This window comes from Pseudomonas sp. PB101, from assembly GCF_009764265.1.
Taxonomy (GTDB): domain Bacteria; phylum Pseudomonadota; class Gammaproteobacteria; order Pseudomonadales; family Pseudomonadaceae; genus Aquipseudomonas.
The window spans coordinates 13433-29595 of sequence record NZ_RWIR01000065.1; the positions used below are offsets into that span (position 1 = coordinate 13433).

9 protein-coding genes and 1 pseudogene are annotated in these 16163 nt (G+C 61.8%); 5 read left to right on the forward strand and 5 right to left on the reverse strand.

All coding sequences use genetic code 11. From position 1 onward, the window contains the following. Positions 1-161: 161 nt before the first annotated feature. The 4 genes and pseudogenes from EI969_RS19645 to EI969_RS19660 form a co-directional block, all read right to left on the reverse strand. Positions 162-1531, reverse strand: a pseudogene (locus tag EI969_RS19645) (sigma-54-dependent transcriptional regulator). Next, a complete protein-coding gene (locus tag EI969_RS19650; RefSeq protein ID WP_160389256.1) occupies positions 1525-3291 on the reverse strand; it encodes an ATP-binding protein in 1767 nt (588 codons plus the stop codon). Before EI969_RS19650 ends, EI969_RS19645 begins: the two are co-directional and overlap by 7 nt. Positions 3292-3443: 152 nt before the next feature. Next, positions 3444-8078 carry a SpvB/TcaC N-terminal domain-containing protein gene (locus EI969_RS19655; protein ID WP_160389257.1) on the reverse strand — a complete coding sequence of 1545 codons (4635 nt, stop codon included), beginning with the start codon at positions 8076-8078 and terminating at the stop codon, positions 3444-3446. Between the two features lie 208 nt (positions 8079-8286). Further along, a complete protein-coding gene (locus EI969_RS19660; protein WP_160389258.1) occupies positions 8287-9810 on the reverse strand; it encodes a fumarate hydratase in 1524 nt (507 codons plus the stop codon). 290 nt (positions 9811-10100) lie between these two features. On the opposite strand from EI969_RS19660, the gene EI969_RS19665 reads away from it, so the two are divergent. Genes EI969_RS19665 through EI969_RS19675 form a run of 3 tightly spaced genes read left to right on the forward strand, consistent with a single transcriptional unit; the run spans position 10101 to position 12914 of the window. Further along, the gene (locus EI969_RS19665; protein WP_160389259.1) at positions 10101-11207 is read left to right on the forward strand and encodes a GGDEF domain-containing protein; all 1107 of its coding nucleotides are present in this window, start codon (positions 10101-10103) and stop codon (positions 11205-11207) included. Continuing rightward, positions 11200-12135, forward strand: a complete 936-nt coding sequence (locus tag EI969_RS19670; protein WP_160389260.1) for an iron-sulfur-binding ferredoxin reductase — start codon at positions 11200-11202, stop codon at positions 12133-12135. Before EI969_RS19665 ends, EI969_RS19670 begins: the two co-directional genes overlap by 8 nt. Before the next feature lie 29 nt (positions 12136-12164). Continuing rightward, complete coding sequence (locus tag EI969_RS19675) at positions 12165-12914, forward strand: enoyl-CoA hydratase-related protein (protein WP_160389261.1); 750 nt, start codon at positions 12165-12167, stop codon at positions 12912-12914. A 208-nt stretch (positions 12915-13122) separates the two neighbouring features. Here the strand turns inward: EI969_RS19675 and pyk are convergent, their stop codons facing one another. Then, positions 13123-14574, reverse strand: a complete 1452-nt coding sequence (gene pyk / locus EI969_RS19680; protein WP_150718762.1) for a pyruvate kinase — start codon at positions 14572-14574, stop codon at positions 13123-13125. Positions 14575-14747: 173 nt separating this feature from the next. On the opposite strand from pyk, the gene EI969_RS19685 reads away from it, so the two are divergent. Both EI969_RS19685 and EI969_RS19690 read left to right on the forward strand, forming a co-directional pair. Further along, the gene (locus tag EI969_RS19685; protein WP_160389262.1) at positions 14748-15131 is read left to right on the forward strand and encodes a tol-pal system YbgF family protein; all 384 of its coding nucleotides are present in this window, start codon (positions 14748-14750) and stop codon (positions 15129-15131) included. A gap of 231 nt (positions 15132-15362) precedes the next feature. Continuing rightward, complete coding sequence (locus tag EI969_RS19690) at positions 15363-15722, forward strand: PilZ domain-containing protein (RefSeq protein WP_160389263.1); 360 nt, start codon at positions 15363-15365, stop codon at positions 15720-15722. Positions 15723-16163 lie beyond the last annotated feature (441 nt).

A 16163-nucleotide genomic window follows, 5' to 3' on the forward strand; every position in this document is an offset into this window, starting at 1 on the left:
TGAGGGTGTTTCGGTGAGCGGAAATCCGCTTATTTTTGGCGGGCGGTGAGCGGAAATTTGCTTATCGGCAGGGGTGTTTGTATTGCCTATGCTGGCCCCTTCGCGGGCAAGCCCGCTCCCACAGGTTTATGGGGTATCCATAAAATTTATGAACGCCTGGATTACTGTGGGAGCGGGCTTGCCCGCGAAGAGGCCGGTTCAGACGCTACAGGAACATCTCTCTGCTCAACCCATGCCGCTGCATCTTTTCATTGAAGGTCCGGCGTGGCAGTTGCAGTTCTTCTAGCACCGCTTTCACGTCGCCCTTGTGCCGGGTCAATGCCGCACGCAGGCACTGCGCCTCGAACGCTTCCTGCTGCGCCGCCAGTGACTGGCCGGGGTCGATGCCCAAGGGCTCCGGTTCACCCAGCCCCAGTACCTGGCGCTCGGCGACGTTCGCCAGTTCGCGTACGTTGCCCGGCCAGTCATGGCTCAGCAGGTGGCTCAACTGCGCGCCGCTCAATGGTGGAAATTTACGCCCCAGCCGTTCGGCGGCGTTATGCGCAAAGGATTCGAACAGCAGCGGAATGTCTTCACGGCGTTCGCGCAAGGGCGGCAGGCGCAACTCAGCAACGTTCAAGCGATAGGCCAGGTCTTCGCGAAAACGCCCGGCCCGCGCTTCGTCGAGCAGGTCCGGTTTGGTCGCGGCAATGATGCGCAGATCCACGCGGATGCTCTGGTTCGAGCCCAGTCGCTCAAGCTTTTGTTCCTGCAGCACCCGTAGCAGCTTCACCTGCTGGGCCAGCGGCATGCTTTCGATTTCATCGAGAAACAGCGTGCCGCCGTCGGCGTACTCGAGTTTGCCGATGCGCTTGCCGGACGCCCCGGTGAACGCGCCGCTCTCGTGCCCGAACAGCTCGGCCTCGAACAGTTGTTCGGGGATGGCCGCGCAGTTGAGCGCGACAAACGGCTTGTCGGCCCGCGGCCCGAAGTCGTGCAGGCAACGCGCGACCAGCTCCTTGCCGCTACCGGTTTCCCCGCGAATCAGTACGTTGACCGGCAGGGTTGCAAGATCGAGCACCTGCCGGCGCAGAGTCTGTAAACCCCGGGACACGCCGAGCAGCGTCGCATCCAGCTTGGCGCGGTTGTCCGCCTGCTCGTGCAGGGCGCGGTTTTCCAGCACCAGCCGGCGCTTGTCGAGGGCGCGGCGCAGGCTGCCGAGCAGGGTTTCCGGGCTGAAGGGTTTTTCGAGGAAATCGTAGGCGCCGTCGCGCATGGCCTCGACGGCCATCGGTACATCGCCGTGGCCGGTCAACAGGATCACCGGCAAATCGGCATCCCGGCGTTGTACTTCGGCCAGCAGTTCCAGGCCGGTCATGCCGGGCATGCGCACGTCGCTGAGAATCACCCCGGCAAAGTGCCTGGGCAACTGCGCCAGGCACTCATCGGCGCGGCTGAACAGCTGCACCTCGAAACCCGACAGGGTCAACCATTGCTCGACGGCACTGCGAATGCTGCTTTCGTCATCGACCACCATCACTGAGTTCAGCATGGTGCATGCACCTCCAGGTCGATGGGCAAGGTCATGGTAAACACGGCACCTTTGTCATGATTGTCGGCGCTCAGGCGCCCGCCAGACTCGTGAACGATGGCAAACGATACGGCCAGACCGATCCCCAGGCCATCGCCCACCGGTTTGGTGGTGAAGAACGGATCGAAGACCTTGGGCAGGTTCTCTTCGGCGATACCGCCACCGTTGTCGATCACGCTCAGGCGCCACAATTGTTCGTCGGCTTCGAGGCGGATTTCCAGGCGTTTGCAGGGTTTGTCCTGCATCGCGTCGAGGGCGTTGCGCAGCAGATTGATCAGCACCTGCTCCAGGCGTATCGCATCGCCGCGCACCCAGGCCGGACGGGTCAGGTGCAGCACGGTGCTGACCTGTTCGTCACGCAACCTGGTGTCGAGCAGTTGCAGCGACTGGTCCACCACCGCCGCCAGGTCCAGGCGTTCGCGCAAACCGCTGGGGCTTTTGCGCGCGAAGGTTTTCAGGTGACCGGTGAGGGCGGCCATGCGCGTGAGCATTTCGTCCACCGGTTTGAGCGCCTTGTAGGCGTCGTCGACACGACCGTGGTCGAGCAGCAGGCGCAAGGTCGCCAGCTGCATGCGCTGGGCGGTGAGCGGCTGGTTGATCTCATGGGCGAGGGCGGCGGACATCTGCCCCAGCGCCGCGAGCTTGGCCGATTGCACCAGGCCCTCCTGGGCGGTGCGCAGGTCGCGGGTTCGCTCTTCTACAAGCTGTTCGAGTTCTTCGCGACTGCGCTGGCGCAGTTTGGCCAGGCGCCAGCGCTGGTTGAGAAACAGCAACAGGAACACCAGGGTCAGCCACAGCCCGGCCGCGGCAAGCGCTGCGTTGCGGCTGTCTTCGAAAGCGACTTGCGGTCGACGCAGCAGGTGCAAGGTCCAGCCTTCAGTAGTCAACGGCAGGGATTCCCACAGGTAATCCGCCTTGCCGTCGGGGCCATCGACCCGAGCCAGATCACTGTTGTCGTCGAAGCGCCGCAACGATTGAAACCCGAGCGGCGTCAGCGGCTGCTTATCGTACTGGCGGGTGCTCTTGAGTTCGGCGTGATCGCTGTCGCTCAGCGGCTTGAGCAGGCGATAGCGCCAGCCCGGCTGGTTGGCGATGAAGATGATCCCGCGGGCATCGCTGACCAAAAGCGTGTCGTTGCCCTGACGCCACTCACGTTCCAGTTCGGGGAATTCCAGTTTCACCACCATGGCGCCGAGAAACTGGCCGTCGTCATCGGTGACCGCGCTGGAGAGGAAGTAGCCGGGGATTCCACTGGTTACGCCCACCGCGTAAAAACGCCCGGTGCCCTGGGTGCGGGTCTGGTTGAAATAGGGACGGAAACCGTAGTTGTGGCCGACATAACTGCTGGGCAATCGCCAGTTGCTCGCCGCCACGGCGAGGCCGGTGCGGTCGAGCAGTTCCAGGGTCGAGGATTCGGCCGCGCCGTTGATCTTTTCCAGTTTGCGGTTCAGCGCATCCTGCTGCTCGGGGCTCACCGCTCCCTTGAGCGCCGAGCGCAACTCCGGGTCCAGCGCCAGCACGGCGGGCAGGGCGCGGTAACGTTCGATCAGGGTATGCAGGGACGTGGCGTACAGCGCCAGTTGCTGATTGGCGCGGGCCGCGTCTTCGACCATGGATTGGCGTACGGCGTGGCGCATGGCCAGGGTGGCGGCGATGCCTGCGCCAGCGATGATCAGCAGGATGTATAGCGACAAACGCACGTTACGGGAAATCGGCAGCATGCTGGCACAAACAGGTAGAAAGTCGGGCGGGCACGATAGCATGGTGCACCCGCTTGGAGAGACAAGGGTTGCAGGAGATCCGCCGCCCCGCATCAGCCAAGGCTGTGTTTGACAACCTCGGCCATCCCATTGCTCAACGACTTGTCAGGCGTTCAATGGATTGTCCAGTTCGTCTGCCGTTTTGCGTGCGGCGGATCAAACAAGTCGTTCTCATCAAAGGCAATGGTGTACCAGGTGCGATAGCGTTGTTCGCGGCGCAACGGTTTCTCTTGCGGCGGGTCGCCCTGCAACATTTTTTTCGCCAGCACGGTGTGTGTCGGCCGGCCGGCGGCGTCGTAGAACTGCTGGTCGTGGTAGCCCGTCTCGCGAATCGAGGCGTCGTTGATGTAGCGGTAGGCGCTGGCAAAGTACGGGCGATAGATCCGCACTTTCTCGCCTTTGTTGTTGTATTCGACCCGCTCGCTGACCCGCCAGCGCCGGGCTGCTTCTGCCTCCTTGGGGCGGCCGTATTTGTCGGGTGTCAGTTCGCCTTTTTCGTCCACCCACCACGCCAGGCCTGGTTCGACCTCTTGCTTGGTTTGCAGGGAACGGCCGAAACCGTCCCAGCAGGCGATGGCCGCGCGGATTTGCAGCTCCGGATCGCCGGGATAGCGGTCGGCCTGCAAGGTGACGACATGTACGGGTTCGCGATGAGCATTTTCGATGTGGCGCTGAAGCCGCTGCTCGTCGGCGGAAGGGTTTTGCAAGCCCTCGAGATGCACACGAGCCCGGCTACAGATATGGCCGTCGGGCAATACAAAACCTTCGTTGCGGGCCCAATGCAGCCATTGAGAAGGATCGCTCGGGGGAATTTTCCCCATCCAGCTGAAGGGCGCAGAGAACGTGGCGGTGGCGTAGTTGCCGATGGCTTTGTGCTTGTCGGCAATAGCGCCCGCTGGCGTGCGGTCCTCCGGTGGCTGGTAGCCGCTGAGCGGGTCGAAACCGACCTCGACACCCAGTTCCGTGCCGTGGAAGCTGGTCACCAGCGCTTCGCCGAACGCGTTGTAGCGCGCCTCCTGGGTGTTCTGATTGGGGTCGATGATGCCTGCGGGCAGGAACGATCGGTAGTCGACATCGAGAATCCGTGTCGTGCAGCCATCCGGCAGGGTTACGGCGGTGCTCAGGCACCAGTGCTTGTCATAGGCGACCGTGGTGATGCCATGGCTCTTGGTCTGCTGGAATTTCTCGACGTTAAAAAAGCTGTCCAGGCCATGGTACGTGGGGAAGCTTTTGCGCACGGACCACAGGTAGCTCTTGGCATCGGTCGGGTCTTCGGGTTCACCAGCAGGAGCGTCGGGCAAGAACAGATCCATGATGTGGTAACCGACTTCAGGGGATTCGAGCTTTTTCTTGAGATTGAACGGCATGTTGCCATTTTCGTCCTTGAGCTTGTCGTAGGCGCTCAGGGCGGTGGCGTCCAGCTCGGCGGTTTCCGCGTAGTCGGGCAGGGCGGTGGGTATCAGTTTGTCCGGTTCCAGCAATTGGCCTGTGGCCGGATCCTGATAGCGCTGCAGCGACAAACCGGTCAGCACCGCGCTGGTTGCCCAGGCTCCGCCGTCGACGGCCCGTTCAAGGAAGTTTTCGTGGTGGATGTCGGCAGGCTTGAGTTCGTCCTTTTCCAGCACCAGTGCATTGCCGCGCTGACGATAGGGGAGGCCCAGACGCCAACCGTCAGGGTCTTCCAGATGGCGGTACTCGGCCTTGGCTTCGGTCAGGTACCAGCATTGTTGTGCTTCGTCATGGGCGTCCAGCCACCATCTGTTTTCGTAGTCTTCATCGCTTTCGTCGCCAGGCGTTTCGACGGCGAAGGGCGGGCTGTCCTTGTCGGTCTTGCGCCGGGCGTAGTGCACGACAAAACCGTGGGTGAGGCTGCCGAACTTGTCCCACTGCAGGTTGAGTGTGTGCTGGACCAATGGGTCGTCGGCCACCTGCGGCTCGTATTGGTAAGCGATGCTTTCCAGCGCCAATGATTGCAGCACGGCATAGGGATGATGTTTGCCCTTGGGGCGCAACTGGCGAATGAGCGCGCGGTTTTCCTGCACGGAGTAGGGCACGGCCGTTTCGGGATCGTCGTCGGCGGCAAACACCTCCGCGCGCAACACCGAGCCGCTGAGGGTACGAGCTATTTCGCGGGCGAGGTCTTCGTCGGGATCGATCACACGACCCGCTGCGTCGTTGAGGTGGTACTCGTGCACAAGCGTCGGGCGCAGTGGCACTGCCTTTGCGTCGCCGGCGTAGTAACCGTCGTCGCGCATGTCGATGGCGCGGCCGGTGTGAAACCAGGTTTTGCTCAGGATCGGCGCGGTGAAACCCAGGCTTGAGCGTTCAGCCGCCGAAGCTTCGGTATCGGTCTGCAGCAGCAGGCCGAACCCCCTGAACTCGCGCTCGTAACTGTCGTAAAAACCCTCGCGATAGGTGAAGCACTGGGTCAGTCGATTGCCGGTGATTTCATCGAGTTGAGTCTGCTGGCTGACCAGGTGCATGGCAAATGGCAGATGACAAACCGGGGCTTTGCCGGCCGCGATCAGATCGGCTTTTTCGTCCAGCCATTCCTGGGCCGAACTGCGGTAATTCACACCCGTCACGGCGCCCATGTTGTTGTGGCTGGCACTCACCAGATAGGGTTTGGCGCTGACGAAGTCATAGCGCCAGTGCTGGGGTTTCATGTGGGGGACGGTCAGAATCAGGCTGGAACAACCCAGCCCCTGCACGTCTGCGATGCTCACTTGGCAGAAGCGATCGTAGCGGACGCCTTGCGGCCATGGCATTTTCACATGGTCCTTTTCGAAGCCTTTGCCGCCATGATTCATGTATACCCGGAAACCGTCGGACTCCAGGTAGATGAGGTCTACCGCGCCCGAGCCGTCCAGGTCCGCCAGCCGCACCCGCGACGAATCGAACTCTGCATACTTGAAATCCAGCTGGCAAAGGATGAAACCCTTGCCGAATTTTCCATGGCCCAGATTCGGCCAGACTTTGACTTCGTTGTGGCGGATGCGGATCAAGTGTTGTGTCGCGCTGCCCAGCGGATCGCTGAATGCCACCAGTTCGGTCTGGGTACTGCTCAACAGGGGCAGCGAGTCGTCGTCATGAGGGACGTTGGCCCCATGGCTGAACCCGACGGCGCGACGGCTTGAATACAGGCGCACGCTACGCGGGCCGATCAAGGCCAGGTCGGTCAGGCCGTCACCCACCAGGTCCGCCAATTGCGCCATGGGATGAAAAAACTCATTGGGACACGCCAGGTAGGCCACGAAGTTCGACCAGCTTCGGTCGGGATTCAGGGTGAAAAAGCCGGACAGGCCGGGGCGGGCGATTACCCAGTCGAGCTTGCCGTCGCCAGTCAGGTCGCTGAGGGACTGGCGAATGGGCTTGCTGCTATCGGCCACGGGAATACCGGGCAATAACTCCCAGTCGCCATAACTCACGTCGTTGCCACCACTGTCGGCGCGCAGCGGTTCTCGGTAGTACCAGGCCTTGTCGCTGCTGAACAGCACGCCGGGCATGCCCTCGCCATACAAGTCCACCAGTTGATAGCGCTGACCGTCATTGAGCCCCGGCATCTCGGGGAACTCGCTGTAACCTTCGCGCGTGGGGTCAAGTTCAAACGGGTTGTAGAAAAACTCCATGGGCGGGCGACTTTCCATCTGCCCCTGGTTGTCATAGGCCTGGATGTGCGCGGCGGTCAGATGGTTGTAACCCAGCGCGCTCGGGCGATGTTCGAGCAGCAGGCGCTGGACCAGCACCGGGTCGTTACCCAGTTCTTCGGTGAACTGGTGAAACATCAGGACCTGGCGACACAGGCGCCGGGAGCCCAGTTCGAACCCGTAGGCGTAGTTCCAGAAGGGGTCCTTGCGCGGTGCGCCCCACTCGCCACGTTCTATGCCGGGCAAGTCGTAAACCGGCACTTGCGTCAGGTCGGCACTGCGTTCGCCGTAGTCAAACAGCAGGTGGAAATGCCAGGTCGCGTCTTTCCAGCCATCGGCTTTCCATGCATACAGGTTGGCGTTGGCCTGGGCATTACCGTACAGAACCCGACGCAGGTAACGCTGGCTGCGGAAGTCGCGGAACTGCGGGGCGGTCGGCGCTTCGACTTCCGCCTGGTACAGGTACACCACATGTTCACCGCGCAGGTTCAGGCTTTCATCGATCAGCCAAACACCGACGTGGGACTTTTCGATCGGATCGGCCCGGCGTGACGCTTCGGTTTTGCCGTAGCAGTGCAAGCTGCCGTCCGCACCGTGGATCAGCCAGAAGCCCGCTGGATTGTCGGCATCACCCTCTTTGGTCCAGTGTTCGATCAAATCGAAAGCGCCTTCGACCCGCGGCCAGTAGCGCACGATCTGGTGAGCACCTAACTGAACGCCGTTGTATTCGGATACCGATTTTGAAATGACTTTGCCATCGTCATTCTTCTCGGGCATCCACACATCACCACCGGGGCCGACCACCTGATCGTTGCCGTCATACTTCGGCACACCCTTGACGGTGCGCAGGGTGATGGCATTGGTGGTCAGGTGCCAGCCGATGCCGAACGGACTGTTGCCGACGTCGCTGCTGTAACCCAGGCTCAGGGGCGGAACCAGCCCACGATTGGGTGCCTTGCTGATTGGCAGCGGCAGTTCCTGTGATGCGGTTCCTTTGCTACCGACACCACCCGAGCCCTTGCCGATGCTCTGGATGGCACCTCCGCCCTTGGGGAGGGCGGGGGCGTTGATTTCAATGGTGCCTTGCTGTTCAGTTGCCATGGAAGTGTCCGCCGTGACAGAGAGTGCATCGAGTGCATTCAAGCTATCAGCGACACTGATGGCTGTAACCTGTCAGATCTGACAGGTCACCCCGGTGTTTTCAGATCAAAAGATGCGCAGGTTCGAGCCTTCGATCACTTTTTATCAGGCGTAAAAAAACCGGTCTGCCGTTGCTGGCAGACCGGTTCTCATGGAGCCCTGTCAGCGTTTACTGCACTTCCACCGCCAGGCTTTCACTGATCTTTTTCTGCCAGATGGCAGGACCGGTGATGTGTACGGACTCGCCCTTGCTGTCGACCGCAACGGTGACCGGCATGTCCTTGACCTCGAACTCGTAGATCGCTTCCATGCCCAGTTCGGCAAACGCCAGCACCTTGGACTTCTTGATCGCCTGGGCGACCAGGTAAGCGGCGCCGCCGACGGCCATCAGGTACACGGCCTTGTTGTCCTTGATCGCTTCGATCGCGGTCGGGCCACGCTCGGATTTGCCGATCATGCCCAGCAAACCGGTCTGCTCGAGGATCTGGCGGGTGAACTTGTCCATCCGCGTGGCGGTGGTAGGACCGGCCGGGCCGACCACTTCGTCACCGACCGGATCGACCGGGCCGACGTAGTAGATGAAGCGACCCTTGAGGTCCACCGGCAGGGTTTCGCCCTTGTTCAGCATCTCGACCATGCGCTTGTGCGCAGCGTCGCGGCCGGTGAGCATCTTGCCGTTGAGCAGGACGGTTTCGCCCGGCTTCCAGCTTTGCACGTCTTCCGGGGTCAGGGTGTCGAGGTTGACGCGACGGGCCGACGGGCCGGCTTCCCAGACGATTTCCGGGTAGGCGTCCAGCGGTGGCGCTTCCAGCGAAGCCGGGCCGGAACCGTCGAGCACGAAGTGCGCGTGACGGGTGGCGGCGCAGTTCGGGATCATGCACACCGGCAGGGACGCGGCGTGGGTCGGGTAGTCCATGATCTTCACGTCGAGCACGGTGGTCAGGCCACCCAGGCCCTGGGCGCCGATGCCCAGCTGGTTGACCTTCTCGAACAGCTCCAGGCGCATTTCTTCGATGCGGTTCTGTGGGCCGCGAGCCTTGAGCTCGTGAATGTCGATGGACTCCATCAACACTTCCTTGGCCATGACCGCGGCTTTCTCGGCGGTGCCGCCGATGCCGATGCCGAGCATGCCCGGTGGGCACCAGCCGGCGCCCATGGTCGGAACGGTCTTCAGAACCCAGTCGACGATCGAGTCGGACGGGTTGAGCATGGCCATTTTCGACTTGTTCTCGGAACCGCCGCCCTTGGCCGCCACGTCCACTTCCACGGTGTTACCCGGAACGATGGAGTAGTGGATCACGGCCGGGGTGTTGTCCTTGGTGTTCTTGCGAGCGCCCGCCGGGTCGGCGAGGATCGAAGCACGCAGGACGTTTTCCGGCAGGTTGTAGGCGCGACGAACGCCTTCGTTGATCATGTCGTCCAGGCCCATGGTGGCGCCATCCCAGCGCACGTCCATGCCCACGCGGACAAACACGGTGACGATGCCGGTGTCCTGGCAGATCGGGCGGTGGCCGGTGGCGCACATGCGCGAGTTGATCAGGATCTGTGCCATCGAGTCACGGGCCGCTGGCGATTCTTCGCGCAGGTAGGCTTCGTGCATCGCCTGGATGAAATCCACGGGGTGGTAATAGGAAATGAACTGCAGGGCGTCGGCAACGCTCTGAATCAGGTCGTCTTGCTTGATCACGGTCATGAGTCGCGCTCCTCTAAAAGACGGGAACATTCAATAAGGTGCTTGCAGCTTGGGTGCATCGGTCGGTTGCAAGCACCTTTCAAGGCACGCCGGGCAAGCTGGCGCGACGCTAAAAAGGCGCGGCAGTATACCGCGCCTTCCGGGCCGGCACACGCGCCGGCAGTCAATCGTTGGTCGCATAAGGCCATCCCGAAAATTGAATGGTCATTTATCGGCCACGCCACTAAAGTGACATGCGGTCTGTAGAGTAGGACGCTCTGTCAGTCTCCTTTCATCTGGTGAGTCAACGATTGACCCATAACGCCATCCAGCGCCTGTTGCTCAAACGTTTCGCCCTCGCGGCCGGCACCTATGCCCTGGCATTGCTGTTGTTGTGGCTGGCGTTTTTTACCGGTCACTACGATGCGCCGCTGTCCAGTGTCGCCATCGGCAGCGCCTTGGTAGTGACCAGTCAGGTCATCCTGTTTGCCGTGTTCTACAGCGGCTGCAATCTGCGTTTCGCCGACCCCAGCCTGACCGAGGCACAAGTGTTGCTGGGGCTGGGCTGGCAAACCTGGCTGATCGCCCACCTGGACGAAGCCCGGGGCGCGTTCCTGGTGTTTTACGTGCTGATCCTGCTGTTCGGCCTGTTTCACCTGTCCCGCCGGTCCTTTGTGCGTTGCGCGCTGCTGGTGTTATTCAGTTTCAGTGCGATCACGCTGTGGGAGGGCTACCACTTCCGGTTGCCCGACCCGGCCATGGCGGTGTTGCAGGTCTGTGTGCTGTTCATCGTGCTGGTGTGGCTGGTGTTGTATGCACGTTACGTCCAGGCCTCGCGGCAGCGTATGCGCCAGCGGCGTTTTGCCTTGCAGGCGCACCAGGACACGTTGCGCGGGATGATGCGCCAGCTCGAAGACCTGGTGGCCACCGACGAGCTCACCGGTCTGTTCAATCGCCGGCACTTCCTGCGCCTGGCGTCGCGCGAATTGAACGCCATGGACGCCGATGTCGTGCACGGCCTGGCGCTGATCGATCTCGACCATTTCAAACGCATCAACGACCTGCACGGTCATGCCGCGGGCGATCAGGTCCTGCAAGCCTTTGCCGGCGTCGCCACCGCCTGCCTGCGCGACGGTGACGTTCTGGCCCGCTACGGCGGTGAAGAGTTCGTGGTGTTGTTGCCCGACTGCGATGCCGACAGTTTGACCTCGTGCTGCGAACGGCTGCGCATCGCGTTTACTGATGTCGAGTTGATCGGTCTGAATGTGCGCAACCTCAGCCTGTCTGCCGGCATGACCTTGCTGGCGCGCGGCGACGACCTCGATGACGCCCTGCATCGGGCGGATCAGGCGCTCTATCGCGCCAAGCGTGACGGCCGCAACCGCTGCGCGGCGGCGTGGGAGATCGTCGATGCCTGAACTGCGGGTCGGCGAGCGCCACTGGTCGGTGGCGGCGGGCAGCAATCTGCTCGACGCGCTGAATCAGAACGGCGTGCCGGTGCCTTACAGCTGCCGCGCCGGCAGTTGCCATGCGTGCCTGGTGCAGTGTGTGCGGGGGCTGCCGAGTGACAGTCGCCCGGATGCCTTGAGCGCGCAGCAGCGTGAGCAAGGCTGGCGCCTGGCGTGCCAGTGCCAGGTGGTCGAGGATTTGCAGGTGCACGCCTTCGACCCGCAAACCGATGGCCGTCCGGCCGAAGTCGCTGCCGTCGATTGGTTGAGTGCCACGGTCCTGCGTCTACGCGTAATCCCCCAGCGACCCTTGCGCTACAGCGCTGGTCAGCACCTGGTGTTGTGGGCGGGCAGCGTGGCGCGGCCGTATTCACTCGCCAGCCTGCCGCAGGAAGACCGTTTTCTGGAGTTTCATCTCGATTGCCGCAAGCCCGGGGAATTCAGCGATGCCGCCCGGCAATTGCGCATCGGCGATCCGATCCGCCTCGGAGAACTGCGCGGCGGCGCCTTGCATTACGATCCGGACTGGCACGCCCGGCCGTTGTGGTTGATGGCCGCCGGCTCCGGGCTGGGGCCATTGTTTGGCGTATTGCGCGAAGCGCTGCGCCAGGATCACCAGGGCGCGATCCGCGTCATTCACCTGGCCCATGATGCCGATGAACACTATTTGGACAAACCCCTGCAGGCCATGGTCGCCAGCCGTCCGAACCTGAGCGTCGAACTGTGGACCCCGGCCGAGTTGCCAGCGGCTTTGGCGCAACTGCGCCTTGTTTCGCGGCAAACCCTGGCCTTACTCTGCGGAGCCCCCGACAGTGTCGACGCCTTTGCCCGGCGCCTGTACCTGGCGGGATTGCCGCGCAATCAACTGCTGGCCGATGTGTTCCTGCCCCGTGGTTGAGCGCTGACTTTTCAGACGCGAGACCTGCCATGACCGATGCCATCCAAGTTGAACGCGAACGCGGCCTGTTGACCCTGCGCCTGAATCGCCCGGACAAGAAAAACGCCCTGACCCGCGCCATGTACAGCCACCTGGCCGAGGCGTTGAAACAGGCCGACAGCGACCCCGAAATCAATGCCGTGCTGATCAGCGGTTCCGCCGAATGCTTTACCGCCGGCAACGACATCGCCGATTTCATCCAGCAACCGCCGACCGGCCTCGACAGCCCGGTGTTCCGGTTCATGCTCAATCTGCTCGAATGCCGCAAACCGGTAATCGCCGCCGTGGCCGGTGCGGCGGTGGGGATTGGCACAACGATGTTGCTGCATTGCGACCTGGTCTACGTCAGCCGCGATGCGCGCTTGCGCATGCCGTTCGTCAACCTTGGCCTGTGTCCGGAGTTCGGCTCCAGCCTGATCCTGCCGCGCTTGCTCGGGCAGGCGAAAGCGGCGGAGTTGTTGCTGCTCGGTGAGGGTTTCAATGGTGAACAGGCTGCGGCGTGGGGCATTGCGTCCGAAGCGCTGGGCAGTGGCGAAGAAGCCTTGGCCAGGGCGCGGGAGATGGCGCTGCGCTTCGAGTCGCTGCCACCGGAAGCGGTTCGGATCAGCAAGCAATTGATGAAGGCGCCGGATCGAGAGTTGTTGCGCAAGGTGATTGAAGAGGAGGGGGCGTTGTTTACCCAGCGGCTGAGATCGCCGGAGGCGCTGGCGGCGTTGACGGGGTTCATCAAACGGCATTGAATCTTTCGCTGACTGTACCGGCCTCATCGCGGGCAAGCCCGCTCCCACAGGGTTTTGCGTTGGTCGCATGATTTGTGAACAACCCGGGCGAGTGTGGGAGCGGGCTTGCCCGCGATGAGGCCCGATCAGACAACACACCGGTTGGATCAGAAAACAAAAAGCCCCGCCATTCACATGGCGGGGCTTTGGTTTTTCAGCAAGCGGTCTCTCAGACCATCGCATCGCCAACGTGCAGGATCTTCATGCCGTTGGTGCCGCCGGTGGTGTGGTAGCTGTCGCCCTTGGTCAGGATGACCCAGTCGCCTTTCTCAACGACGCCGCGCTTGACCAGCTCGTCGATCGCCTTCTGGCTGACTTCGTTCGGTGCCAGCGAAGCCGGGTCGAACGGGATGGTGTACACGCCACGGAACATTGCCGCGCGAGCCTGGGCTTCGCGGTGTGGGGTGAATGCGTAGATCGGCACCGAGGAACGGATGCGCGACATGATCAGCGGGGTGTAGCCGCTTTCGGTCAACGCGATGATCGCCTTCACGCCCGGGAAGTGGTTGGCGGTGTACATGGTCGCCAGCGCGATGCTCTCGTCGCAGCGCTCGAACTCTTTGCCGATGCGGTGGCTGGAGGTCTTGCTGGTCGGGTGCTTTTCGGCGCCGACGCAGATACGCGCCATGGCCTGAACGGCTTCCAGCGGGTACAAACCAGCAGCACTTTCGGCCGAGAGCATCACGGCGTCGGTGTAGTCGAGCACGGCGTTGGCTACGTCGGACACTTCGGCGCGGGTCGGCATCGGGTTCTGGATCATCGACTCCATCATCTGGGTCGCGACGATCACGGCCTTGTTGTGGCGGCGTGCGTGCAGAATGATTTTCTTCTGGATGCCCACCAGCTCGGCGTCGCCGATTTCCACACCGAGGTCACCACGGGCAACCATCACCGCGTCGGAGGCCTTGATCAGGCCGTCGAGGGTTTCGTCGTCGGCCACGGCTTCGGCGCGTTCGATCTTCGCCACCAGCCAGGCGGTGCCGCCGGCTTCGTCGCGCAGTTGACGGGCGTATTCCATGTCGGCGGCGTCACGCGGGAAGGACACCGCGAGGTAGTCGACTTCCATTTCCGCAGCGAGCTTGATGTCGGCCTTGTCTTTTTCAGTCAGGGCCGGAGCGGTCAGGCCGCCACCGCGACGGTTGATGCCTTTGTGGTCCGACAGCGGACCGCCGATGGTCACGGTGCAGTGCAGTTCGGTGGCCGTGGCGGTATCGACGCGCATCACCACGCGACCGTCGTCGAGCAGCAGTTCGTCGCCCACGCCGCAGTCCTTGACCAGGTCCGGGTAGTCGATGCCGACCACTTGCTGGTTGCCTTCGGTCAGAGGATGGCTGGTGGAGAAGGTGAATTGATCACCGATCTTCAGCTCGATCTTCTTGTTGGCGAATTTGGCGATACGGATTTTCGGGCCTTGCAGGTCACCCAGCAGGGCGACGAAGCGACCGTGCTTGGCAGCCAGGTCACGCACCAGCTTCGCGCGAGCCTTGTGCTCGTCGGGGGTGCCGTGGGAGAAGTTCAGGCGGGCGACGTCAAGGCCAGCCAGGATCAGCTGTTCGAGAACTTCCGGCGAGTTACTGGCCGGGCCAAGGGTGGCGACGATTTTGGTACGACGGACGGACATGCAAAGACTCCTGAGTTCAAGCGCTGAGTGAGGCTACTATGCTCCGATGTTGTAGTCATTGTTCGTTTGCACTACTTATTTCTTTCTTTATTGAACCCTGCAACTTTGCGTCCCGGCAGCCTGAAGATTTCCGACCGTGGGTCGATACAGCGTTCAAGACAGGAGATTTTCCCATGCGTTTCGTTCTCATTGCCGCCCTTGCCATCAGCGCCCTCAGCGTCACCGGTTGTACCCGTTGGGCGATGAACCACCATTTGAATAACGCCTACAGCGCCTATGACCGGGGCAATTGCGAGCAGGTGATGCTCGAATTGTCCAAGGTCGAACGCGACAGCCGCGCGCGGCCATACGTGTGGCCGGAAGTGTCGATGATGCGCGGCCAGTGCCTGGAGCGGCAGAAGATGTTCATTGACGCGGCCCAGACCTATCAGTTCATCATCGCCGCGTATCCGCAAAGCGAATACGCCTATCGCGCCCGTGCCCGCCTGGAAACCTTGCAGAGCCTGGGCCACTACCCGTTGCGCAGCGCGGCAGCGGTAAAACCGACGCAGTTCTGATGACGGTTGGCATGCGGTCGCTGGCCCACCGGCGGTGCTGAGCTATAGTTGAAGAACCCGGTTTTAGAGCCTCGCCTCTATCGGGGCAACACCTGTGACCGGCACAAGCAAGATCATGCGCTGCTAACGTTGGCGCACCGGGACCGGGGAGAGCGGGCCACGTCTCAATGCGCACCCGTTCCGAAGCAGTAGTGCGGCTCTGCTTAAGAGCCTGGCATAGCGAAAACGCACATGTTCACCGACCGCCGAATCGAGCGGCATCAGCTGCCGTACTTCCTGAAAGTGTTCAACGGCATCACCGGCAAACCCATCGGCTACCTGGGCAATGTCTCTGAAGACGGGCTGATGCTGATCAGCCAGCTGCCGATGTTGATCGGCGCCGAATTCGACCTGCGCCTGAAAATTCCCGCGACCGAAGGCGGCCAGCGGATCATCGATCTGCAGGCCTGTTGCCTGTGGTGCCACGAAGACGCGACTCCCCACCATTACGACGCCGGTTTCAGCCTGCAACGGGCACCGCCGGAGTATGGGCAATTGGTGAGGGCGTTGAAGCAGTACTTCAGTTTTCAGTCGTTGCCGGCTTCGGCGTGAATAAATGCTCTCTAAGATTCGTGAGCAATCCGCAGCCGCAAATAGACGAATGGCACCCTGAATCTGGCCGTGTTACGTGCTACCTGTAATTTCTGACAGTAGCCAGGTTTTGCTTTCGAACGCTAAATAGGATTCACAGCCGCCCAGTCCCGGACGCTGTAGCCGAATAGGAGCGTTTTAATGGCAACTACTGCCGAGTCAAATGTAACTACAAACCATTCGAGCGATCCGGTTACTCCGCAGGCGGAATGGCTACCGGATTCGCCCAGGCAGGGTGGAAGCTATTCATCGCCCGTTCCGGTCAACGGACATGGTGCCTTTGACGGCAAAGCTTATGTACAGCTTCATTTCAAGCCCCATGGGCCAGAAACTCTACAACCGACGCCCAATTACAGATATTCGACTTCGCAGGTTTTACCTACAGGTCCGAATGCCTTGCAT